At 71.2% G+C, this 21,658-nt stretch carries 22 protein-coding genes; 17 read left to right on the top strand and 5 right to left on the bottom strand.

The features are described from left to right. Positions 1-2 precede the first annotated feature (2 nt). Positions 3-356 carry a DUF4235 domain-containing protein gene (locus tag DSM112329_RS21735; protein ID WP_354698651.1) on the bottom strand — a complete coding sequence of 118 codons (354 nt, stop codon included), beginning with the start codon at positions 354-356 and terminating at the stop codon, positions 3-5. A 142-nt stretch (positions 357-498) separates the two neighbouring features. On the opposite strand from DSM112329_RS21735, the gene DSM112329_RS21730 reads away from it, so the two are divergent. The 15 genes from DSM112329_RS21730 to DSM112329_RS21660 all read left to right on the top strand — a co-directional run bounded on the left by DSM112329_RS21730 (position 499) and on the right by DSM112329_RS21660 (position 17,274). Beyond that, positions 499-1,221 (top strand): hypothetical protein, encoded by a 723-nt coding sequence (locus DSM112329_RS21730; RefSeq protein WP_354698650.1) that lies wholly within the window; start codon positions 499-501, stop codon positions 1,219-1,221. 56 nt (positions 1,222-1,277) lie between these two features. Further along, the gene (locus tag DSM112329_RS21725; RefSeq protein ID WP_354698649.1) at positions 1,278-1,721 is read left to right on the top strand and encodes a hypothetical protein; all 444 of its coding nucleotides are present in this window, start codon (positions 1,278-1,280) and stop codon (positions 1,719-1,721) included. Positions 1,722-1,794: 73 nt separating this feature from the next. Next, entirely contained in the window at positions 1,795-3,798 is a 2,004-nt protein-coding gene (locus tag DSM112329_RS21720) for a glycoside hydrolase family 2 TIM barrel-domain containing protein (RefSeq protein WP_354698648.1), read from the top strand. A gap of 79 nt (positions 3,799-3,877) precedes the next feature. Further along, the gene (locus DSM112329_RS21715; RefSeq protein WP_354698647.1) at positions 3,878-4,561 is read left to right on the top strand and encodes a 50S ribosomal protein L25; all 684 of its coding nucleotides are present in this window, start codon (positions 3,878-3,880) and stop codon (positions 4,559-4,561) included. A gap of 51 nt (positions 4,562-4,612) precedes the next feature. Beyond that, complete coding sequence (gene pth / locus DSM112329_RS21710; protein ID WP_354698646.1) at positions 4,613-5,206, top strand: aminoacyl-tRNA hydrolase; 594 nt, start codon at positions 4,613-4,615, stop codon at positions 5,204-5,206. A gap of 44 nt (positions 5,207-5,250) precedes the next feature. Continuing rightward, entirely contained in the window at positions 5,251-6,945 is a 1,695-nt protein-coding gene (locus DSM112329_RS21705; protein ID WP_354698645.1) for a VWA domain-containing protein, read from the top strand. A 3-nt stretch (positions 6,946-6,948) separates the two neighbouring features. Then, positions 6,949-7,707 (top strand): hypothetical protein, encoded by a 759-nt coding sequence (locus DSM112329_RS21700; RefSeq protein WP_354698644.1) that lies wholly within the window; start codon positions 6,949-6,951, stop codon positions 7,705-7,707. 54 nt (positions 7,708-7,761) lie between these two features. Further along, positions 7,762-8,541, top strand: a complete 780-nt coding sequence (locus tag DSM112329_RS21695; protein ID WP_354698643.1) for a methyltransferase domain-containing protein — start codon at positions 7,762-7,764, stop codon at positions 8,539-8,541. Positions 8,542-8,761: 220 nt separating this feature from the next. Beyond that, positions 8,762-12,166 carry a transcription-repair coupling factor gene (gene mfd, locus DSM112329_RS21690; RefSeq protein ID WP_354698642.1) on the top strand — a complete coding sequence of 1,135 codons (3,405 nt, stop codon included), beginning with the start codon at positions 8,762-8,764 and terminating at the stop codon, positions 12,164-12,166. Between the two features lie 70 nt (positions 12,167-12,236). Further along, on the top strand, positions 12,237-12,944 hold the full coding sequence (locus DSM112329_RS21685; protein ID WP_354698641.1) for a SurA N-terminal domain-containing protein: 708 nt from the start codon (positions 12,237-12,239) through the stop codon (positions 12,942-12,944). Between the two features lie 67 nt (positions 12,945-13,011). Beyond that, positions 13,012-14,229: a peptidyl-prolyl cis-trans isomerase gene (locus tag DSM112329_RS21680; RefSeq protein ID WP_354698640.1), complete on the top strand. Its 1,218-nt coding sequence runs from the start codon at positions 13,012-13,014 to the stop codon at positions 14,227-14,229. 36 nt (positions 14,230-14,265) lie between these two features. Beyond that, complete coding sequence (locus DSM112329_RS21675; protein WP_354698639.1) at positions 14,266-15,045, top strand: MazG family protein; 780 nt, start codon at positions 14,266-14,268, stop codon at positions 15,043-15,045. 61 nt (positions 15,046-15,106) lie between these two features. Then, positions 15,107-16,384 carry a phosphopyruvate hydratase gene (gene eno, locus DSM112329_RS21670; protein ID WP_354698638.1) on the top strand — a complete coding sequence of 426 codons (1,278 nt, stop codon included), beginning with the start codon at positions 15,107-15,109 and terminating at the stop codon, positions 16,382-16,384. 117 nt (positions 16,385-16,501) lie between these two features. After that, entirely contained in the window at positions 16,502-16,915 is a 414-nt protein-coding gene (locus DSM112329_RS21665; protein WP_354698637.1) for a septum formation initiator family protein, read from the top strand. Positions 16,916-16,938: 23 nt separating this feature from the next. Then, complete coding sequence (locus DSM112329_RS21660) at positions 16,939-17,274, top strand: hypothetical protein (RefSeq protein ID WP_354698636.1); 336 nt, start codon at positions 16,939-16,941, stop codon at positions 17,272-17,274. A gap of 48 nt (positions 17,275-17,322) precedes the next feature. On the opposite strand, the gene DSM112329_RS21655 is transcribed toward DSM112329_RS21660, so the two are convergent. After that, a complete protein-coding gene (locus DSM112329_RS21655) occupies positions 17,323-17,937 on the bottom strand; it encodes a hypothetical protein (RefSeq protein ID WP_354698635.1) in 615 nt (204 codons plus the stop codon). A 207-nt stretch (positions 17,938-18,144) separates the two neighbouring features. On the opposite strand from DSM112329_RS21655, the gene csrA reads away from it, so the two are divergent. After that, positions 18,145-18,396: a carbon storage regulator CsrA gene (gene csrA, locus DSM112329_RS21650; protein ID WP_354698634.1), complete on the top strand. Its 252-nt coding sequence runs from the start codon at positions 18,145-18,147 to the stop codon at positions 18,394-18,396. 7 nt (positions 18,397-18,403) lie between these two features. Here the strand turns inward: csrA and DSM112329_RS21645 are convergent, their stop codons facing one another. The 3 genes from DSM112329_RS21645 to DSM112329_RS21635 all read right to left on the bottom strand — a co-directional run bounded on the left by DSM112329_RS21645 (position 18,404) and on the right by DSM112329_RS21635 (position 20,440). Then, positions 18,404-18,637 (bottom strand): hypothetical protein, encoded by a 234-nt coding sequence (locus DSM112329_RS21645; RefSeq protein WP_354698633.1) that lies wholly within the window; start codon positions 18,635-18,637, stop codon positions 18,404-18,406. Positions 18,638-18,696: 59 nt separating this feature from the next. After that, the gene (locus tag DSM112329_RS21640; protein ID WP_354698632.1) at positions 18,697-19,239 is read right to left on the bottom strand and encodes a thermonuclease family protein; all 543 of its coding nucleotides are present in this window, start codon (positions 19,237-19,239) and stop codon (positions 18,697-18,699) included. Between the two features lie 142 nt (positions 19,240-19,381). Then, positions 19,382-20,440 (bottom strand): class I fructose-bisphosphate aldolase, encoded by a 1,059-nt coding sequence (locus tag DSM112329_RS21635; RefSeq protein ID WP_354702517.1) that lies wholly within the window; start codon positions 20,438-20,440, stop codon positions 19,382-19,384. 79 nt (positions 20,441-20,519) lie between these two features. On the opposite strand from DSM112329_RS21635, the gene DSM112329_RS21630 reads away from it, so the two are divergent. After that, positions 20,520-21,626 carry a carboxylate-amine ligase gene (locus tag DSM112329_RS21630; RefSeq protein ID WP_354698631.1) on the top strand — a complete coding sequence of 369 codons (1,107 nt, stop codon included), beginning with the start codon at positions 20,520-20,522 and terminating at the stop codon, positions 21,624-21,626. Positions 21,627-21,658 lie beyond the last annotated feature (32 nt).

Here is a 21,658-nt window from a genome sequence, read left to right as displayed (position 1 = left end):
GGTCAGGCGACGACCCGCTTCTCGCCCTTCTTCTCGGCCTTCTTGGCCGCCTTCTTCGCGGCCTTGTCGGCCTGTTCCTCGGAGCTCGGGTCGCCCGCCCAGAGTCCGGTCAGGTGGTGGAACACCCGCACCCCGAAGCGGTCGACGGCGGTCTTGGTCCCGGCGTAGGTCGCCGCCTGCACGGCGGTCGCCGCGACCGCGCGACCGGTGCTCACGCCCTTTTGCGTGGGGGCCGGGACCGACCCGTCGCCCTTACGGTCCAGCCGCGCCCACACGGCGTCGAACACCGCGCCGGCGATGCGGCCGGTGACGACGGCCAGCAGGATCCCGAAGGGCTTGTAGAGCAGTTTCACCATGGGCCGGACCCTACCCCGCGGCCGCAGGCCGCCAACACGTCCACCCGGGGGTGAGCCGATTCCGCCGGACGGTCGATAACGATGAGGAGCGCAATAGCCCACCATCTGCAGAGGCCGTCCAACGCACCAAGGAGCGAACGCGATGGGAGAGTCAGGTCAGGACCGTGACGAGGCGGCACGCCGCGAGGCGGAGGCGCTGCTCGAGCGCGCGCTCCTGGACCCCGAGGCGTCGGCCGCGGTGGCCCTGCGCGTCGAGGGGCTCGCCATCGGGGAGTCACTCACGGTCATCTTCCACGGGCGCAAGGACCTCGCCACGATCCAGACGTTCGTCGCCAACGGCGGCCACGGGGCCGGCGAGGCCGTCACGGCGCAGTCGCTGCTCCGCGTGCCGTGCGACCTCGACCTCCACGACGCGGCGACCCGGAGCGAGGCCGAGGAGCTGTACGCGACCCAGGCGCGCGCGCTGCGCGAGGCGCTCCTGGCCGCGGACACGGTGCTGGCGATCTGGCAGGAGGCGCTCGCGGAGCTCGAGGACATCCGGGTCAGCGTGGACCGGTCGGTCGACCTCGGCCTGTCGCTGCCCGCCCACCGCCTGATGCCCGTGGCGCTGGTCGCGCCGGAGCGCCGCCTGACCGTCGTCCCCGTCTGCGGCGCCCGCACCCTGGCCGAGGGCCGTCCGCCGCTCGGGATCGCGTGCGCGCAGCAGGACGTCGCGCACGTCTACCCGCTGCCCGACGATCCCGAGCGCTGCCTGAAGGACTTCAGCCGCCGCACCGCCGAGCACGCGCACCGGCTGGCCCAGCAGATGGAGCACCAGGAGGCCAGCGTGGCGCGCTTCCTCGAGCTGAACGGGGACGCCGCGTAGGCGTCGGCACAGGTGGTGCGGCGCGGGGACCGGGTCGACGGGTAGCCTGCGCGGCGTTGCCCCGCCGCGTCTGGATCGTCCCCGCCGTCATCGTCTTCCTCGCGGTCTCCGTCGAGCTTGCGCGCTACCTTGCGGCCTCGGGCTCCGAGCGCAGCGATGTCGTCGCGCTGCTCCGCGATCAGGCCCGCGGCGACGCCACCGCGATGCTGGAGCGCCTCGGGGACTGCGACGAGAAGCCGGCCTGCGCCGCCATCGTCCGCCGCAACGCGCGGGCGCTGCGCACCGACGGCAACGTCCGCGTGCTGCTGATGGAGAGCGACACGTCGTACAAGCTCTCGACCACCTCGGGCCTGACCCGGGTCGCGTGGAGCGACCTCGACAAGGACGGCGCGACCTTCGTGCAGTGCGTCGCGGTCCGCAAGAGCTGGTCCTTCATCCACGGGGCCCGCGTCCAGCTGCGCGGCATCAGCCCCCGCATCGGCAACGAAGCATCCTGCTGACGCCACGTTCCCCCACTGACACTGCCCCGGCCGCAACCGCGACCGCGAGCCCGTGTTGCGAGCACCGCACCCCATGACCCACACCTCCTCGTTCGTGCCGACCCCCGTCGCCGTGCCCGCACGCCCTGCCCGGCGCCACCGCCTGGTGCTGTTGCCACTGCTGCTCGCGCTGCTCGCGACGGTGGTCGTCCTGCCGCAGGCGCCCGCCCACGCCGCCGGCAGCGTCCCGAACGGGAAGCCGCTGTACGAGTACGGCCCGTCCGGCCGCATTCTCATGAACGGCTCGTGGCTCTTCCGGCTCGACAAGGCCGAGGTGGGGCTGAAGGAGCACTTCGAGGACCAGACGGGCACCGCCGGCTGGAGTCCCGTGAAGGTGCCGAACGCCTGGAACGCGACCGATGAGTCGCTCGAGTCCTTCCAGGGCTCGGTGGGCTGGTATCGCAAGGACTTCCGCCTGCCCAGCGCGGACAAGTCGCTCTCGTGGGTCGTGCGCCTGGAGTCCGTCAACTACCGCTCGCGCGTGTTCCTCAACGGGACGGCGATCGGCTCCAACCGCGGCGCCTACCTCCCGTTCGAGATCCGGCTCCCGAACGGCCTGCTGAAGCGGAGCGGGACGAACCGGCTGGTCGTCCGCGTCGAGAACCATCGCTTCGCGTACGACTTCCCGCCGGCCGGCCTGTCCGTCGCCGGCGCACCCACGGGCGGCTGGTGGAACTACGGCGGTCTGCTGCGCGAGGTGTACCTGCGCAAGGTCGAGAAGGTCGACTTCTCGCGCGTGCTCGTCCGGCCGACCATCGACTGCACCACGTGCGACGCCAAGGTGAAGGTCGAGACGGTTCTGCGCAACGCGGGGCCCGGGAGCGTCACGACGCGGGTGACCGGGACGTACGGCACGCAGAAGCTCGACCTGGGGTCGACCACGATCAGCGCGGGCGGGTTCCGCTCGCTCTCGCGGACCATCACCGTGAGGAACCCGAAGCTGTGGGCGCCGGGCAGCCCGAACCTCTACACGGTCCGCCTGGCGGCGACGGTCGCCGGCAAGAAGGCGAAGGGCAAGAAGGCCGCGACGCGCCGGACGCTCCAGAGTTACTTCCTGCGCTCGGGGATCCGGTCGGTGAAGGTGGTCGACGGCAAGTGGCTGCTGAACGGGCGCGCGCTCAACTTCCGCGGCCTCGGCATGCACGAGGACGACCCCAAGCTCGGGTTCGCGATCAACAACAAGATCCGGGACCGGGAGGTCGCCTCGGCCAAGGAGCTCGGGGCGACGATGGTGCGCAGCCACTACCCGATCCACCCGTACACGCTGGAGCAGCTCGACAAGCAGGGCATCATGAACTGGTCCGAGATCCCGGTGTACTCGGTCCGGACCACCGAGCTGAAGAAGAAGCTCGTCCGCGACCTCGCCGCCAAGGAGCTCGCGTCGAACATCACCGAGAACGGCAACCACGCGTCGATCGTCGTGTGGTCGGTCGGCAACGAGCTGAGCTCGCGGCCGGGCGCCGTCCAGGGCGCCTACCTCGCCAAGGCGGCGAAGACCGCGAAGCGGATGGACCCGACCCGGCCGGTCGGCTACGCCGTCGCCGGCTATCCCGCCGCCGGCTGCCAGGCGGAGTACGCGCCGCTCGACGTCCTCGGCATCAACGAGTACTTCGGCTGGTACCCCGGGCCGAACGGCCAGGTCGCCGACCGCACCCTGATGTCGGCCTACCTCGACACCGTGCACGCGTGCTACCCGAAGAAGGCGCTGGTGATCACCGAGACCGGCGCGGAGGCGAACCGCAGCGGCCCGGTCGAGGAGAAGGGCACCTACGAGTTCCAGCAGGACTTCGTGAACTACCACTTCGGCGTCTACGCGACGAAGCCGTGGCTCGCCGGCGCCATGTACTGGGCCATGGAGGAGTTCCGCGTGCGGCCGGGCTGGCAGGGCGGCAACCCGCGGCCGAACCCGCCGATCCACGAGAAGGGGCTGATCACGTTCGCCGGCGTGAAGAAGCCGGCATGGTTCGACGTCCAGCGGATCTTCAAGGGCACGAAGCAGATCCGGTCGCTCCCGCCGCGGGTCGGCGGGGGGACCTGAGGGGACGTCGGCGGGGCCTGCGTCCCGCCGGACCGGGCGACGCCGATCGGCCCTGCTCAGCTAGCATGGTCGGTCGCTCATGGCCCAGACGAACACTTCCACGACCCTCCAGATCTCCAGCCGCGAGACCGGTTCCTCCCGCGCCACGCGCCGCCTGCGGCGCGAGGGCAAGGTGCCCGGTGTCATCTACGGCCGTGGCCAGGACCCGCAGTCCTTCGCCGTCGACGCCCGTGAGCTGCGCAACGCGCTCGCCGGCTCCGGCGCGGTCCTCGAGCTGGACCTGGACGGGAAGACCACCTCCGCCGTCGTCAAGGAGACGCAGCGTCACCCCGTCCGCGGCGAGATCATCCACCTGGACCTCGTCCGGGTCGACCTCAAGAAGCCGATCGCCGCGATCGTCGTGGTCGAGCTCATCAACGGCGACGATTCCCCGGGCGCCAAGAACGGCGGCATCATCACGCAGATCACGCGTGAGGTGAACATCGAGGCGCTGCCGAACGAGATCCCCGAGACGATCGAGTTCGACGTCGCCCATGTCGAGGTCAACGACACGATCGGGCTCGACGCGCTCACGATGCCGGCCGGAGTCACGCTGCTCGACGAGACCGATGACGTCGTGCTCGTCACCGTCACGCCGCCCACGATCGACGCCGCCGCCGAGGACGCCGCGGAGGACGAGCTCGAGACCGAGACCGAGCGCGTGGGCGACGAGGACGCGGGCGACGCCGACGCGTCGGCCGACGGCGAGGGCGACTCCGAGTAGGACCCCCGGCCGGGGCGCGCTGCGCCCCGGACCGGCGAAGGCGATCACGTCATGGCCTTCGGCCGCTCATCCCCGCCGGTCGACTGGCTGGTCGTCGGCCTGGGGAACCCCGGTGCGCAGTACGACGGGACCCCCCACAACGTGGGCTTCCAGGTCCTGGGCGAGCTCGCGCGTCGCTGGGACCTGCCACGCGCGAAGGACAAGTACGCGGGCCGCTTCGCCGAGGGCCGCACCACCCCGCCGGGCGTCGTCCCCGCCGGCCCGCGTGTCGCCGTGCTCGCGCCGCAGACGTTCATGAACGACTCGGGCCGCGCGGTCGGCCCGGCTCGCGGTGCGCTCAAGCTGCCGCTCGAGCGCGTCCTCGTCCTGCACGACGAGATCGACCTGAAGTTCGCCGACGTCCGCTGGCGCCTGGGCGGGGGCCTCGCGGGCCACAACGGCCTGAAATCCCTGAAGGCCCATCTCGGCGCCCCCGACTTCGCCCGTGTGCGGATCGGGGTCGGCCGCCCCGACTCGACCGATCCGGAGATCGTCGCGGGCTATGTCCTGGGGCGGTGGCAGCAGCCGGCCCCCGACGTCGACGCGCTCGTCACCGCCGCCGCGGACGCCGCTGAGCGGATCGTCCGCGGCGACCTCGAGCTGTAACAGCGCCCCTCGTCGGGCCCCGGGGCGGCCGGTACGCTTCGCGCGTGTCCCAAGGCCGCCTCGCCGTCATCGTGCTCGCCGTCGTCGCCGTGATCGTGGCGGTCGTCGTCGCGGGCGGGGGTGGGGACGACGGGGCCTCGACGTCCGCCGGCAGCCCGGCCGGGGCGAAGGCCCCGTCCGGCGCCCTCGTGGTCGAGTTCGCGTACTCGCCCGAGAAGGAGTCGCTCGTGGCCGAGCAGATCAAGGCGTTCAACGACCAGGGCGTGAAGGTCGGCGGCAAGACGGTCTTCGTGGAAGGGCGCAACGTCGCCTCCGGGGACGCGCAGCGCCAGATCGCCCGCGGGACGCTGAAGCCGGCCATCTGGTCGCCGGCGTCCTCGCTGTGGGGCCGGCTGCTGAACTACGAGGCCGACAAGCCGTGGGTCCCGGACGAGAACCCGTCGCTGGCGCGGACCCCGCTCGTCATCGCCATGTGGGAGCCGCTGGCCCGCGCGCTCGGGTGGCCGAAGAAGCCGGTCGGCTTCGACACGGTCCTGCGGCTCGCGCAGGACCCGGACGGACTGCGCAAGCTCGGCAAGCCCGAGTACGGCAGCTTCCGCCTCGGCCACACGAACCCGGACTTCTCGACGTCCGGCCTGAGCGCCGTCGCCGCCGAGTACTACTCCGCGACCGGGAAGCGCGAGGGCCTCACGGTCGCCGACGTCAACTCCGCGAAGGTCCGCACGCAGATCCGGGCGATCGAGCGGGCGATCGTCCACTACGGCGACACCACCCTGTTCTTCGCCGAGCAGCTGAAGAAGTACGGGCCTGCCTACGCGAGCGCGGTCGCGATGGAGGAGGCGACCCTGGTCCAGTTCAACCAGACGCGGGGCAGCGCGACGAAGCTCGTCGGGATCTACCCGTCGGAGGGGACGTTCTTCTCCGACAACCCGCTGATCGTCCCTGCCGCTCCGTGGGTGACGCCCGACCTCAAGGCGGCGGCGGACCAGTTCGTCGGGTTCCTGACGAAGAACGTGACGGCGGCGGTCGCCGCCCGGGCGGGGTTCCGCCCTGGCGATCCGGACGCCCGGCCGGTGGCCCCCGTGAACGCCGCCAACGGCGTCGACCCGGACGAGCCGCAGCGCGTGCTGTCGCTGCCCCAGCCCGAGGTCCTCGCCCGCGTCAAGGCCGCGTGGCGCGAGGACCGCAAGCCGGCGAACGTCGTCTTGGCGGTCGACGTCTCCGGCTCGATGGGGGAGGAGAACAAGCTCGAGCAGGCCAAGGAGGGGCTCGAGCGCTTCTTCGCGCAGCTCTCGCCGCGGGATCGCATCGGCCTGATCTTCTTCAACAACCAGGTCTTCCGCGGGGTGCCGGTCGCCCGCTTCGCGACGAACGAGGCCAAGCTCAGGGCCACCGTGCGCGACCTGCTGGCCGGGGGCGAGACCGCCTGGATCGATGCCGCCGGTGACGCGCTGAAAGAGGTACAGGACCTGAAGGACGACACGCGCATAAACGCCGTCGTGTTGCTGACCGACGGCGAGGACACGTCGTCCACCGGCACCGACGACGCCCTCCGGCGCACGCTCGACGCGCAGGCCCGCAGCGAGGGCTCGACGGTCCGCCTCTACACGATCGCCTACGGCAGGGAGGCCAACCGGTCCGCGCTCGAAGCGGTCGCGGCGGCGTCCGGCGGCAAGGCCTTCACCGGTGACCCGAAGCAGATCGAGAGTGTGTACCTCTCGATCTCGTCGTTCTTCTAACCCGTGCGCCGCGACAGCACGCCCGATCGCCGTCCCCCGACCCGAAGCGAGCTGCAGCGCGCGCTCGCGGTCAACGCCCTCACCAAGCCCGTGACGGTGGGCGTCGGCGCCGCGGTCGCGGTCGCCGCGATCGTGCTGGGGGCGACGTGGCTGCTGGTCATCGCGCTGGTCGCCTACGCCGCGCTCGCGGCGCTGACGTTCTTCGACGAGAAGGAGGCCGAGGCGGTCGGCGATCGCGCGTACGCCCGCGGGCACGGCGGCACGACGCGGGCCGGCCTGGACCCGGCGAAGCTCGCGCCCGAGATCCGCGCGCAGCTCGACGCCGCGCGGGCGGAGCAGAGCGGCATCGTGCGGACCATCACCGAGTCGGACCTCTCGTTCGCCGACGTCCGCGAGGAGGTCGCGCAGCTGGTCGCCGCGCTCGAGGGCGCAGCGGGCCGGTCGCAGCGGCTCTACGGCTACCTGGTCACGCAGGACCGGCGCGCGCTGCGCGACCGCATCGAGCAGCTCGCGCGGATCGGCGACGAGGCGACGGTCGCGGCGCTGCGCGCGCAGGACGCCGAACTGGGCCGGCTCGACGCGATGCTGCGCGGCGCCTACGGCGAGATGGAGCAGGTGAACGCGTCGCTGCGGACCGTCCACGCGCGCCTGGTCGGGCTGGCCGTCAGCTCGCAGGCCTCCGGGGAGGCGGAGCTCGTCGGCGACGTGCGCGAGCTCCGGGAGCGGGTCGACGTCCTGACCGAGGACCTGCCCTCGCCCTGACCGTGATCGCAGATGGGTGTATGCAATAACGGTTGTACGTGATAACGTACAGCCATGCACTCAACACCTCGTGACTGGAACGGGCGGTCGTACGACCGCATTGCGGACTTCATGGAGCAGCTGGGCCGGGAGGTCCTCGACCGGCTGCAGCTCGCCGGCGACGAGACCGTGCTCGATGCCGGCTGCGGCAGCGGGCGCGTCACGGAGGCCCTGATCGACCGCCTCCCGCGGGGCCGCGTCATCGGCGTCGACGGCTCGGCGGACATGATCGACGTGGCGGCGGAGCGGCTGCCCGCCGGCACCGAGCTGCTCGTGCAGGACCTGGCCGAGCTGGACCTCGGCCCGGGCCGGACCGTCGACGCGATCCTCTCGACCGCGACCTTCCACTGGATCCCCGACCATGCCCGGCTCTTCGCCGCCCTGCGCCGGGCGCTGCGGGACGGAGGACAGCTGGTCGTCCAGTGCGGCGGCGCCGGCAACGTCGCCGGGCCGCACGCCGCGTCGCGGGCGGTCGGCGCTCGCGACCCGTATGCGCCCTACCTGTCCGGCTGGGCCGGTCCGTGGAATTTCAGCACGCCGCAGGACGCGACGGACCGGCTGCGCGCTGCCGGGTTCACGGACGTCAGCGCCACGCTCGTCGAGCGGCCCGTCCAGCCGGACGAGCCGCTCGAGTACCTGTCGACGATCGTGCTGGGGTCCCACCTCGAGCGCCTCCCGGCCGAGCTGCACGAGTCGTTCGTCGCGGACGTGGCGGCCGAGCTGTCCGCGGCGTCCCCGGACGGCCGCATCACGATCGACTACGTCCGCCTGAACCTGGACGCCACCGCCGCCTGACCGCTCCGGCGGCCCCATCCCCGCCCAAGCCGGTCCGCGAGGTCCCGCGGCGGCCGCCCAAGCCGCCGAAACCCGTTTCTCATCACCCAGTCTGATGCTCGCCGGGTTTCGGCACGCTGGAGGCGGCATGGGCGGGGGTGGGGTGGCCGAAAGCAGCGCCGGGTTCGTAGACTGGCCAACCCCCGGCCGCGCCACCCGCGCGGCCGTCGTGCGTCCCGCCATGTCCCTCCGCCCGCTCCTCGCCCATCTCGCCGACAGCCCCGACGGGGTCAAGCTCGCCACCGAGGGCGGCCGCGCGTTCGTCTCCCAGACGATGCGGCCGTACCTGCTGGCCGCGCTGCTCGACGGCGTCGACGGCGCCCTCGCCGCGGGCCGGCCCGCGATCGTCGTCGCCGGGGACGACCGCCAGGCGCGTGACCTCGCGGTCGACCTGCGGACCTGGCTCGAGCCGCGTCCCGTCCGCTTCTATCCCAGCCGCGGCGTCACGTACGAGTCGCACCTCGCGCCGCCGCCGCATCTGACCGGCCTGCGGATCGCCGCCCTCGACGCGCTCGTGGCCGCGGACGACCCCGCCGCCGACGGGGAGCCGCCCGTGATCGTCGTCTCGGCGGTCGCGCTCAGCGAGAAGATCCCCGATCCGGCGCTCAGGCCGCACGGGTTCACGCTGAAGGTCGGCGAGCTGCTCGACCTCGACGAGGTCTCCCTGGAGCTCGTCGCCGCCGGGTACGAGCGCGTGGACCAGGTCGACGACCGGGGCCAGTTCGCCATCCGCGGCGGGATCCTCGACGTCTACCCCGCGACCGAGGACCGCGCGATCCGCGTCGACCTGTTCGACATCGAGATCGAGTCGCTGCGCTGGTTCTCGACCTTCACGCAGCGGTCCCTGGGGGAGGCCGACAGCGTCGAGATCGCCCCGGCGGCCGAGCTGGCGGCCGAACACCGCGAAGCCGCCGAGCAGGCTGCGCTGCTGGCAGACGACGACGAGCGCCCGGACGTCTCGCAGCTGCTGCCCGTCGACCGCTTCCACGCCTTCCTCGACCTCGCACCGGACGACGCCGCGATCGTCATCGCCGCGGAGGAGGAGATCGAGCCCGCCCTCGCCGACCACTGGCAGGACGTCACCGCGGCCTTCCACGACACGGACGCCCGCGACCTCTACGTCAATCCCGACACCATCACCGCGACGCTGAAGGCGCGCACCTCGATCGCGCTGTCGAGCCTGGACTCCGGTCAGGAGATGGAGTTCCGCGCGCAGTCGGCCGAGCTCGCCGCCCGGTCGCTGAAGGAGGCCGAGCCGGAGCTCGAGAAGCTCGTCCGCTCCGGCTACCGCACGTTCGTCGCCTGGCCGCGCCGCGGCGAGGGTGAGCGCGCCGCCTACAACCTCGCGCGTCTGAAGGCCCGCTGGTTCGGCGCGAACGACCACATCGTCAGCAACAAGGACCCGTACGCGGAGCCAGCGCTAAACTTCGCCGAGGCCACGCTCCGCGACGGCTTCATCGCCGCCGGCCTGAAGCTCGCGATCCTGCCCGAGCATCGCCTCTTCCGCCGCAAGCGCACCGAACGCACCGGCGGGCAGTCCGTCCGCCAGCGTCGCAAGGGGGCGCTGCGGTCGTTCGCGGACCTGCGCACGGGCGACATCATCGTCCACGAGGACCATGGCCTCGCGCGCTTCGCGGGTTTCGAGACGAAGACCGTCGCCGGCATCACGCGCGATTACCTCGAGCTCGAGTTCGCCGGCACGGACAAGGTGTTCATGCCGGTCGACCAGCTGGCGAAGATCAGCCGGTACGTCGGCGCCGGCGGCAGCCACCCGCCGCTCTCCAAGCTCGGCGGCAAGTCGTGGGAGACGATGAAGTCGCGTGCCCGTCGCGCGGCCTCGGAGCTCGCGGGCGAGCTCATCAACCTCTACGCCGAGCGGCGGCGCCGCGTCGGCCACTCGTTCCCGGAGGACTCGGACTGGATGCGGGACTTCGAGGGCCGCTTCCCGCACCAGGAGACCGCCGACCAGCGCGAGGCGATCGACCAGGTCAAGGTCGACATGGAGTCGGCCCGGCCGATGGACCGCCTGGTCTGCGGCGACGTCGGCTACGGCAAGACCGAGGTCGCGCTGCGCGCGGCGTTCAAGGCGGCGGACGACGGCAAGCAGGTGCTCGTCCTCGCGCCGACGACGATCCTCGCGCAGCAGCACTTCGGGACGTTCTCCGAACGGCTGAAGGACTACCCGTTCACGATCGCGCACGTGTCCCGCTTCCGCACCCCGCAGGAGCAGCGCGAGGCGATCGGCGCGTTCAACGACGGCAAGGTCGACATCCTGATCGGCACGCACCGGCTGCTCGGGAAGGACATGCGGCCGAAGGACCTCGGCCTGCTGATCGTCGACGAGGAGCAGCGCTTCGGCGTCAAGCAGAAGGAGCTGCTGCGCCAGCTCAAGCTCAAGGTCGACGTCATCGCGATGTCCGCCACGCCGATCCCGCGCACGCTGCAGATGTCGCTTGCCGGGCTGCGGGACATCAGCGTCATCGAGACCCCGCCCGAGGGCCGGCGTCCGGTCAAGACCTACGTCGGCGAGTACGACGAGCCGCTGCTCAAGCAGGCGCTCGAGCGCGAGAAGGCCCGCGGCGGCCAGGCGTTCTTCCTGCACAACCGCGTCGAGTCGATCGACGAGACCGCCGAGCGGCTGCGCGGACTGTGCCCCGACATGTCGTTCGTCGTCGCCCACGGCCAGATGGAGGAGACCGTCCTCGAGCAGCGCATGCTGACCTTCCTGCGCGGTGAGGCGGACGTGCTCGTCGCCACCTCGATCATCGAGTCCGGCATCGACGTCCCCACCGCGAACACGCTGATCGTCGAGCGCGCGGACCTGTTCGGCCTGAGCCAGCTCTACCAGATCCGCGGACGCGTCGGCCGGTCCCGCGAGCGCGCCTACGCGTACCTCGTCTACCCCTCGCACGCCTCGCTGACCGAGGACGCGATGAAGCGCCTGACCGCGCTCAGCGACTACACCGAGCTCGGCTCCGGCTTCAAGATCGCCATGCGCGACCTGGAGCTGCGCGGGGCGGGCAACCTGCTCGGCGACGAGCAGTCCGGCCACGTCGCGGCCCTGGGCTTCGAGCTCTACATGGCGATGCTCGACGAGGCCGTCGCGGCGGCTGGACCGGCCGTCGACGGGGAGGACGAGGGCGAGCCGGTGCGGATGGACGTCAACGTCGACGCCTACGTCCCGGCCGACTACATCCCGTACGAGCAGGCCAAGATCGACACGCACCGCCGGATCGCCGGCGCGCGCGACCTCGCTGACCTCGGCGCCCTGCACGAGGAGCTCGAGGATCGCTTCGGTCCCGTGCCGGAGCCCGTCGACCACCTCATCCAGCTGCAGCAGGCCCGCATCAAGCTCGGGCAGGCCGGCGTCCGCGCGGTCTCCTTCAAGCAGGACCGGCTGTCCGTCACGCCGGTGGACATCGAGGGCAGCCAGGTCACGGCGCTGAAGGAGCAGCTCCCTGGCTGCCTGTACGAGCCGGGCCGCAGCCAGCTGTCGGTCAAGGTCGACAAGGACCCGGCCAAGCGCTTCCCCGCCGTCGTCAAGGCCGCGGACGTGCTGCTCGCCGTCACCCGCCTCGGCGCGTGAGACCCGGCCCGAGCGCGACCTGAGCCCGGAACGAGACCGGGCCATACGCCGGATCCGGGATGATCGTCGGGTGTCCAGCCGCCGCCTTGTCCCCAGCCTCGTCGCCGTCCTGATCGCTGCGTCGACCCTCAGCGCCTGCGGTGGGGACGACGGGGACGGCTCGTCGACCGGCAAGGACGCTGCCGTCAGCACGGGGACCGTCGCGAGCACGCCGACGGCCGGCGTCGCCGCGATCCCCGCCGACGCCGTGGCGACGGTCGGCGGCGAGCCGATCACGCGCGCGACCCTCGACCACTGGGTCGCGGTCGTCCGCCGCGCCGCCCCGGCCACCGCGGGCCAGCCCGCGTCATCGCGGAAGGCGGCAGCCAAGGGCTTCCGCGACCAGGCCCTGCAGTTCCTGATCTCGGGCATCCGGATCACCCGCGAGGCGGAGCGCCGTGGGCTCACCGTCACCGCGGCCGAGATCGACAAGGCGTTCGCTGCCGAGAAGCAGCGCTCCTACCCGAAGGCGGCGGACTTCCAGCGGTTCCTGAAGTCGTCCGGGATGACACCCGCCGACCTGCGGCGCCGGGTCGAGCTGAACGTCAGCTCCTCCAAGCTGCAGGCCGCCGTCGCAAAGGGCACCCAGCAGCAGAAGGGCGCAGCGCTCGACCGGTTCACGCGGGAGTTCACGCGGCGCTGGCGGGCGCAGACGTTCTGCCGAGCAGACCTGGCCGTCGCCGACTGCGCGAACTTCCGAGGCACAGCCGGCGCACAGGCGACTCCCAGCTCGCCTTGACTCCAGGCCCCGGACGTGCTGCCCGGTGAGACGTCCCGGAACCGAGTTCCCTACCATCAACAGGGACATGGCTAAAACTCGTTCGTTCTCGGCGCTGTGCGCCTTTTTTGTGTCCGCTGCCCTGCTGACCGCCTGCGGAGGCGACAGCGGCATCCCGGGTAGCGCGGTCGTCAAGGTCGGCGACGTCACGATCAAGAAGACGACCTTCGAGCACTGGCTCGAGATCGCTGCGATCTCCTCCGCCGGCGCCTCCGACCCGGCCGCGGCCGCCGCCGGCACGAAGCCGAAGGTCACGCTCCCGGACCCGCCCGAGTTCAAGGCGTGCGTCGCGAACAAGACGAAGACCGCGCCGAAGCCGGCCAAGGGCCAGCCGAAGCAGAACGCCACGCAGTTCAAGACGCAGTGCAAGACCGAGTACGAAGGCCTGCGCGACCAGGTCCTGCAGTTCCTGATCTCCTCCGAGTGGATCTCGGGCGAGTCCTCGGACCAGTCGGTGAAGGTGACCGACAAGGAGGTCCAGAAGGCGTTCGACACCACGAAGAAGCAGTCGTTCCCGAAGGAGGCCGACTTCCAGAAGTTCCTGAAGTCGTCCGGCATGACCCTCGGCGACCTGCTCTACCGCGTCCGCCTCGACACGCTCTCGAACAAGCTCCGCACCAAGGTGACAAAGGGCAAGGACAAGGTCACGCCCGCGCAGATCACCGCGTACTACAACAAGAACAAGGCGCGCTTCGCCCAGCCCGAGCGCCGCGACCTGCGGATCATCCTGACCAAGACCAAGGCGCAGGCGGACAGCGCCATCGGCCAGATCAAGGGCGGCGCCTCGTTCGGCACGGTCGCGAAGAAGGTCTCGATCGACCAGGCCTCCAAGAGCCAGGGCGGCGTGCTGCTCGCGGTGTCCAAGGGCCAGCAGGAGAAGGCGCTGGACAACGCGGTGTTCTCGGCCGCGAAGGGCGCGCTGACCGGTCCGGTCAAGACGAACTTCGGCTACTACGTCTTCAAGGTCCAGAAGATCACGCCGAAGAGCCAACAGACCAAGGCCCAGGCGACCGCGACGATCAAGCAGGTGGTCTCCCAGGAGAACACGCAGAAGGCGCTGGACACCTTCGTCAAGACCTTCCAGAAGAAGTGGAAGGACAAGACGGACTGCCGCAAGGGCTTCATCACCCAGGACTGCAAGAACGCGCCGAAGGCGAAGACGACGTCCACGGGTGCCGCCCCGGCGACGCCCGCGCCGCAGACGCAGGTGCCGGTCCAGCCCGACACGGCGCCCGCCACGCCGTAGCGCCGTCCGAGCCGCTTGGACGGTACCCTGCGGGCGGTGAGCAGTGACCCCGCCGCCGCGGCAGCCGCCGTCCAAGCGCTTGACGAGCTGACGCGTCAGCTCCGGGTCGAGTGCCCCTGGGATCGCGAGCAGGACGAGCGCTCGATCGTGCCGCACACGCTCGAGGAGGCCTACGAGCTCGCCGACGCCGCCAACAGCGGGGACGACGGCAAGCTCCTCGACGAGCTGGGGGACGTCCTCTTCCAGGTCCACTTCCTGTCGCTGCTGCTCGAGGAGCGCGGCGGCGGGTCGCTGGCCGAGGTCGCCGATCACACCCGGCAGAAGCTCATCCACCGCCACCCGCACATCTTCGGTGCGGTGGAGGTGGCGGACGCGGGCGAGGTCCTGCGCAACTGGGACCAGATCAAGCAGGAAGAGCCCGGGCGCGAGCGCGGCATCTTCGGCGAGGTCCCGGAGAACCTGCCCGGGCCGCTCTACGCCCGCAAGGTCCAGCGGCGCGCGGCCACCGCGGGCCTCGACGTCGACGGCGTCCCCTACGAGGTCCTCGAGACGGCCCTCCAGACGCTGAAGGCCGTCGACAGCGACCGCGACGCGGCGTTCACCGCGCTCGGCGACCTGCTGTTCGCCGCGGTCGACGTGGCGCGCAAGCTGAAGGTCGACCCCGAGCTCTCCCTGCGCTCGTCGGCCACCCGGTACCGCGCCCGCATCGAGGCCGCGGAGGCGCTCGCTGCCGCCGAGGGCCTCACCTGGGCCACGCTGACCGAGGAGCAGAAGCTCCAGGTCTACGCCCGCTCCATGCTGCAGAACGGCGCCTAGCGGACCCCGCCGGCGCCCCCTGAACCCAAGCGACCACCAAGAAGGGTCAACCCTCCCCGCCATGAGCACGATCAAGACCGTCCACGCCCGCCAGATCCTCGACTCGCGGGGCAACCCGACCGTGGAGGTCGAGCTGACCCTCGACTCCGGCGCGCACGGTCGTGCCGCCGTCCCGTCCGGCGCGTCGACCGGCGAGTTCGAGGCCACGGAGCTGCGCGACGGCGGCGACGCGTACCTGGGCAAGGGCGTCCTGCAGGCCGTCGGCAACGTCAACGAGGAGATCGCGTCCGCGGTCGCCGGCCGCGACGGCGCCGACCAGGCGGGCCTGGACAACGCCCTGATCGAGCTCGACGGCACGCCGAACAAGTCGCGCCTGGGCGCGAACGCGATCCTCGGCGTGTCGCTCGCCGCGGCGCACGCGGCCGCCGCCGAGGCGGGCCAGCCGCTCTGGCGCCACCTCGGCGGCGACGACGTCGGCGTGCTGCCCGTCCCGATGATGAACATCCTCAACGGCGGCTCGCACGCGGACAACTCGGTCGACTTCCAGGAGTTCATGGTCATCCCGTGCGGCGCGTCCTCGTTCGCCGAGGGGCTGCGCATGGGCGCCGAGGTCTTCCACGCGCTGAAGAAGTTCCTCCACGACCAGGGCATGGCGACGTCGGTCGGCGACGAGGGCGGCTTCGCGCCGAACCTCGGCTCCAACGAGGAGGCGCTGCAGGTCGTCGTCGCCGGCATCGAGGCTGCCGGCTACACCCCGGGCACCGACATCGCGATCGCCCTGGACCCGGCGACCAGCGAGATCCACGGTGCGGACGGGCTCTACGACCTGCACCACGAGGGCCGTAAGCTCACGTCCGCCGAGATGGCCGACTACTGGGCGCAGATGTGCGAGAAGTACCCGATCCTGTCGATCGAGGACGGCATGAACGAGGAGGACTGGGACGGCTGGAAGCTCCTCACCGACAAGCTGGGGGACAAGATCCAGCTCGTCGGGGACGACCTCTTCGTGACCAACCCGGAGCGCCTGAAGCGCGGCATCGACTCCGCGACCGCCAACTCGATCCTGATCAAGGTCAACCAGATCGGGACGCTCACCGAGACGCTCGAGGCGATCCGCATGGCGACGGCGGCGGGCTACACCTCCGTGATGTCCCACCGGTCGGGGGAGACCGAGGACGTGACGATCGCCGACCTGGCCGTCGCGACGGGCTGCGGGCAGATCAAGACCGGTGCGCCGTCCCGCTCCGACCGCGTGGCGAAGTACAACCAGCTGCTGCGCATCGAGGAGGCCCTGGGCTCGGCCGCGTCCTACCCGGGCCGGGGCATCTTCCGCTCCTAGCCATCGCCGGCCGGCCGGGGCCGGCCGGGTCGGCTTTTCGGCCAGGTCCGGTGGTCGCCGTCGTGCAAGCCGCCGGCCGCGGAAGGAGATGGTGGGGGCGAGCCGAATGGCAGTCCGATGGCTGCCGCTCGTGCCCCGCGTCCCGACGTCCCCGACCCGCATCGCCGGTCGGGCACGCCGCGGCCACCGGTGCGGGCGGTCCGCGGTGGCGCGCCCGCTCGCGCCACCGCGGCACGGCAGCCCGGCAGCCGGATCCGCTGGGACCGCGTCGGCCGCATGGCCCTGCTGTGCGTCCTGCTCGGCATCACCGCGCTGTTCGTCGGCCCGCTGCTGTCGCTGCGTTCGACGCTCGCCGAGTCCGACGCCAAGCAGGCCGAGGTCCAGCGTCTGCAGCGGGAGAACACGCGGCTCAAGCAGCGTCAGAGCGCCCTGAAGTCCAAGGGGACGCTCGAGCTCGAGGCCCGTCGGCGCGGCATGGTCCGCCCGACCGAGCGCCCGTTCGTGGTGCGGGGCCTCCCCAAGGGCCCGTAGCGCCCGGTGCTACCGTCGGGCGGGTGAGCAGCTTCGAACTCGCCTACCAGCAGTGGCGCGCCGGCGACCAACTCGCCGCACAGGTCGAGGGGGCGAAGCGCATCGCCGTCGACCGGGTCTGCGACGCGCTCCACGCGGAGCTCAGGCGCCGGCTGGGGGGGACGTTCACCACGGACGAGCTCGTCGAGCTCTACGACCGCGGCACGAGCTGGTGCCTCGACCTCGCGGCGGCCACTGCCCCCGGTGCGCCATGGGCGTGGGACGAGCGCGTCGTCGCCGACGCGACCTTCTTCCGCTACGTGCGGGAGGCGCAGGACTTCGCCGGCGGCCGGCGGATCGAGCTCGAGCAGGACGCGTAGGGCTCGCGCCGGCCCCATGGGGCGTGCCGCCACTGCGGCACGCGGGGACTACTTCTCGTCCGGCTCCTCGGCAGCCTCGTCCTCACCCGCGCGGCGGATGATGATCTGGTCCTCCTCGACCACGACGACGACGGGACGGTGGCCCGCCCAGTGCTCGGCGTACACGGCGTCGTCGGCGACCGCGGGATCGAGCCACAGTCCGTAGCCCTCCTCGCCGTGGTCGAACGTCGCCTCCAGCGGGCCGGCGGACTTCTTCTTGCCGCGCCCACGACCACCGCGGCGGCCGCGACGGCGCGGGGCCTCGTCCTCGGGCTCCTCCTCGCCACGCGCAGCGCGCTCGGCCTTCTCGGCGGCGGCCTTCTCCGCTTCGGCGGCGGCCAGCGCTGCCTCTTCGGCCTCGCGCACGAGGCGCTCCGCCTCGGCCTTCTCGAGCTCGGCGGCGATCAGCTCGTCGTCCTGGGCGCGCAGGTCGATCTCGTCGTCGAAGTCCGCAGCGGGCCCTCCGTCGACCGAAGCGCCGGGAACGAGCTCGTTCTCGCGCTTGAACGCATCGATCTGCTGGACCGTGACCTCCAGCTGGTGAGCGATCCACGCATCGGTGCGCCCTTGCTGCACCCAGGTGCGGATCTGATTGAGGTGGGGACGCAAGGAACGACGAGCCATATCGACCACGGACCCTATACGAATGGGCTGCAAAACGGCCTGTCGGTGGCGCGCCGGTGCACAACCTGAAAGCATGCTCGTCGACGGGGCAGCGACGACGCCGGGCAGGTACGTCGCAGCACCCAAGTTGTCCCGTCGTCATCAGGCACAACAACTCGTGCGTCCCGTGGATCCCACGGCAGCGCAGGGAACCAGGGAGGCGACCCAATGCTCGTCCTGACACGCAAGTCCAATCAGAGCATCATGATCGGCGACGACATCGAGGTGTCCGTTCTGTCGATCATGGGCGAGAAGGTCCGCATCGGTATCCAGGCACCGCGTGACGTGCCGGTGTTCCGGAAAGAGGTCTACCTCGAGATCCAGGCGGAGCGTGCCGCGGACGGCGATCGTCCCGCTGTACCGGCCGGCGGCTTCAGCGCCGCGGTCGACGACGCGCTGAAGTCCCTCAGCGACGGCTGAGCGCCGCTCAGCCCATCACGATGTAGAGCGTCTCGAACATCGCGGCCGTCACCAGGACGGCGGTCGCGATCAGCACGAGGCACAGCGCCACGAAGCGCAGGGACCCCTTCTTGTGCACCTTGTCGAGTTCGCGCTGACGGCTGCGCGAGACGATCTGGCGCTGCAGCGCCTCGCGGCGCTCGCGGTCGGCGATCGTCTCCTCGACGAACGCCTGTTCCAGCTGGTGAAGGTTCTGCCGCACGCCCATGAACTCCCGAAAGGGTAGAGGATTATGACGACGAAGTCGTCGCGGGAGGGCGTTCAGCAGGCGCCCCACTGCCCTTTGCGCGCCTGTTTGGCGGCTGACACGCGGCGTTCGAAGAGGCCTTGGAAGCGGTCGTTCGGCGGGATCGTGAGGGCTCGGGCGAAGCCTTCGGCGGCCAGCGCCTCGTTGACGAACCGCCCGTCCCGCGCCCGGTACACGTAGGCGAGCAGCCGCCCGTAGCGGTCGCGCGGCTCGGCCCCGACGACCAGCCGCACGGACTGCTCGGACACGAGCTCGGCGTTGCGACGGCTCGCCTCCTTCCCGTAGCACTCGACCGGCGTGTCGGGCTTGACGGACTCCGGGGTGTCGACCCCGATGTACCGGACCGTCTCGGTGGCGGCGCCCGGCGCCCGGACGCGCACCGTGTCCCCGTCGACGACCCGCGTGACCTGGGCTGCGACCGTCTGCCCGGGGCGAACGGCGAGCCGGCCGGCCTGATCGGCGCTGCCCCCGCCCCCGCCCCCGCCGCCGGCCGTCGCGGCGGCGATCGCGACGGCGGCGATCACGATGAGCCAGCCGAGTGCGGTCTTCGCGTCCATCCGGGGAGAGAAGCAGCAACGCCGGGCGGCAGGCCCCCGGCGTTGCAGAACGGCGGTCGTCCCGGCACAGCGCCGGGACAGACGGGCTACGCGACGGTGACGGCGTAGCGGTCGCTACGCGACGGTGACGGCGTAGCGGTCGCTACGCGACGGTGACGGCCTCGTTGAGGTAGACGTCCTGGATCGCGTTCAGCAGGCCGATGCCCTCGTCCATCGGACGCTGGAACGCCTTGCGACCCGAGATCAGGCCCGTGCCGCCGGCGCGCTTGTTGATCACGGCGGTCTTGACGGCCTCGGCGAGGTCGCTCTCGCCCGACGACGCGCCGCCGGAGTTGATGAGGCCGGCGCGGCCCATGTAGCAGTTGAGGAGCTGGTAGCGGGTGAGGTCGATCGGGTTGTCGGTCGTCAGGTTCTCGTAGACGAGCTTGTGCGTCTTGCCGACCTTGATCGCGTTGAAGCCGCCGTTCAGCTCCGGCAGCTTCTGCTTGATGATGTCCGCCTCGATCGTCACGCCGAGGTGGTTCGCCTGACCGGTGAGGTCGGCGGCCGTGTGGTAGTCAACGCCGTCGACCTTGAACGCCGAGTTGCGCAGGTAGCACCAGAGGATCGTGGCCATGCCGAGGCGATGAGCCTCCTCGAACGCGCGGGAGACCTCGACGATCTGGCGGCCGGACTCCGGCGAGCCGAAGTAGATCGTCGCGCCGACCGCGACCGCGCCGAGGTCGTAGGCGCGCTGCACCGACGAGAACATGATCTGGTCGTAGGTCTCGGGCAGGGACAGGAACTCGTTGTGGTTCAGCTTGACCACGAACGGGATCTTGTGGGCGTACTTGCGGGACGTCGCGCCGAGGACGCCGAGGGTGGAGGCGACGGCGTTGCAGCCGCCCTCGATCGCGAGCTTCACGATGTTCTCGGGGTCGAAGTAGATCGGGTTGGGCGCGAACGACGCGGCGCCCGAGTGCTCGATGCCCTGGTCGACGGGCAGGATCGACACGTAGCCCGTGCCGCCGAGGCGACCGCTGTCGCGCAGCGCGGCGAGGTTGCGCAGCACCTGCGGCGAGCGGTCGGAATCGAGCCAGACCCGGTCGATGAAATCCGGGCCCGGGAGGTGGAGGTCAGACGCCGCGACCGTGGTGCACTGGTGCTCCAACAGGGTCGCCGCGTCCGCGCCGAGGAGCTCCTCGAGGCGCGTGCTGGTCATCTCGGCAGTGGTCATAACCGGACGATACCCGGAAAACGACGTGTAACGGACCGCCACTCGGGCCATACCATCCGCTCCAATGGAGCACGCCTTCCGCGCTGACCGCGACGCCTACACGATCGGGATCGAGGAAGAGCTCATGATCGTCGACCCGGTCAGCTACGACCTGAAGAACGCGATCGAGTCCCTCCTGGAGGCCTCGAGCGACGGCGAGATCAAACCCGAGCTCATGGAGTCGGTCCTCGAGATCGCCACGCACCCGGCGCGCAACACCGCGGACGCGGGCGTGCAGCTGCGCAAGCTCCGCGGCCAGGTGCGCGACACCGCCGCGTCCAAGGGGCTGCTGATCGGCTCGGCCGGGACGCACCCGTTCGCCATGTGGGAGGACCAGCGCATCGTCGCCCGCCCCCGGTACCAGGACCTCATCGACGCGCTGCGGTTCGTCGCCCGGCAGGAGCTGATCTTCGGGCTCCACGTCCACGTCGCGGTCGACGACCCCGACAAGGCGGTCTACGTCGCCAACGGCATGCGGGTCCACGTGCCGATCCTGCAGGCGCTCAGCGCGAACTCGCCGTTCTGGCGCTCGGGCCGGACAGGCCTGATGTCGTCCCGGACCCCGATCTTCCGCGCCTTCCCGCGCGTCGGCATCCCGCCGCGCTACGAGGACTGGGACCACTACTGCGCGGAGATCGACTTCATGGTCCGCTCCGGGGTCATGGAGGACTACACCTACCTCTGGTACGACGTGCGGCCGCACCCGCGCTTCGGGACGGTGGAGATCCGGGTCTGCGACGCGCAGACGCGCGTGGAGCACACGCTGGCGCTCGCGGCCCTCATCCAGGCGATGGTCAAGGAGCTCAGCGAGCGCTACGACAGCGGCGAGACGCTGTCCGACGTCCAGTGGCAGATGCTCGACGAGAACAAGTGGCTCGCCGCGCGGCACGGGATGGACGGCGAGCTCGTCGACCTCCCCGTGGCGGAGAAGGTCTCCTCCAAGACCCTGGCCCGGCGTCTGCGCGACCGGCTGCGCGAGCACGCGCAGGACCTCGGCTCGGGCGACGACCTGGACGGCCTGACCGATCTGATCGAGCGCAACAACGGCGCGAAGCGGCAGATCGTGGTCTACGAGGCGAACCAGGACCTCCGTGAGGTCATGGCGGAGATCGTCGCCGCCACCGCGCCCTAGTAGCGCGACCTGAGGGGCCGAGTCCCGTCTTC

The sequence above is a fragment of the Paraconexibacter sp. AEG42_29 genome, assembly GCF_040581415.1.
Lineage (GTDB): Bacteria > Actinomycetota > Thermoleophilia > Solirubrobacterales > Solirubrobacteraceae > Paraconexibacter.
This window is presented reverse-complemented; position numbering and strand designations above follow the sequence as displayed.

Bases quoted from the DNA above. Each gene is read 5' to 3' on its own strand.
- DSM112329_RS21735 (WP_354698651.1), bottom strand. From the start codon at position 356: ATGGTGAAACTGCTCTACAAGCCCTTCGGGATCCTGCTGGCCGTCGTC.
- DSM112329_RS21730 (WP_354698650.1), top strand. From the start codon at position 499: ATGGGAGAGTCAGGTCAGGACCGTGACGAGGCGGCACGCCGCGAGGCG.
- DSM112329_RS21720 (WP_354698648.1), top strand. From the start codon at position 1,795: ATGACCCACACCTCCTCGTTCGTGCCGACCCCCGTCGCCGTGCCCGCA.
- DSM112329_RS21715 (WP_354698647.1), top strand. From the start codon at position 3,878: ATGGCCCAGACGAACACTTCCACGACCCTCCAGATCTCCAGCCGCGAG.
- pth (WP_354698646.1), top strand. From the start codon at position 4,613: ATGGCCTTCGGCCGCTCATCCCCGCCGGTCGACTGGCTGGTCGTCGGC.
- DSM112329_RS21695 (WP_354698643.1), top strand. From the start codon at position 7,762: ATGCACTCAACACCTCGTGACTGGAACGGGCGGTCGTACGACCGCATT.
- mfd (WP_354698642.1), top strand. From the start codon at position 8,762: ATGTCCCTCCGCCCGCTCCTCGCCCATCTCGCCGACAGCCCCGACGGG.
- DSM112329_RS21680 (WP_354698640.1), top strand. From the start codon at position 13,012: ATGGCTAAAACTCGTTCGTTCTCGGCGCTGTGCGCCTTTTTTGTGTCC.
- eno (WP_354698638.1), top strand. From the start codon at position 15,107: ATGAGCACGATCAAGACCGTCCACGCCCGCCAGATCCTCGACTCGCGG.
- DSM112329_RS21665 (WP_354698637.1), top strand. From the start codon at position 16,502: ATGGCTGCCGCTCGTGCCCCGCGTCCCGACGTCCCCGACCCGCATCGC.
- DSM112329_RS21655 (WP_354698635.1), bottom strand. From the start codon at position 17,937: ATGGCTCGTCGTTCCTTGCGTCCCCACCTCAATCAGATCCGCACCTGG.
- csrA (WP_354698634.1), top strand. From the start codon at position 18,145: ATGCTCGTCCTGACACGCAAGTCCAATCAGAGCATCATGATCGGCGAC.
- DSM112329_RS21640 (WP_354698632.1), bottom strand. From the start codon at position 19,239: ATGGACGCGAAGACCGCACTCGGCTGGCTCATCGTGATCGCCGCCGTC.
- DSM112329_RS21635 (WP_354702517.1), bottom strand. From the start codon at position 20,440: ATGACCAGCACGCGCCTCGAGGAGCTCCTCGGCGCGGACGCGGCGACC.
- DSM112329_RS21630 (WP_354698631.1), top strand. From the start codon at position 20,520: ATGGAGCACGCCTTCCGCGCTGACCGCGACGCCTACACGATCGGGATC.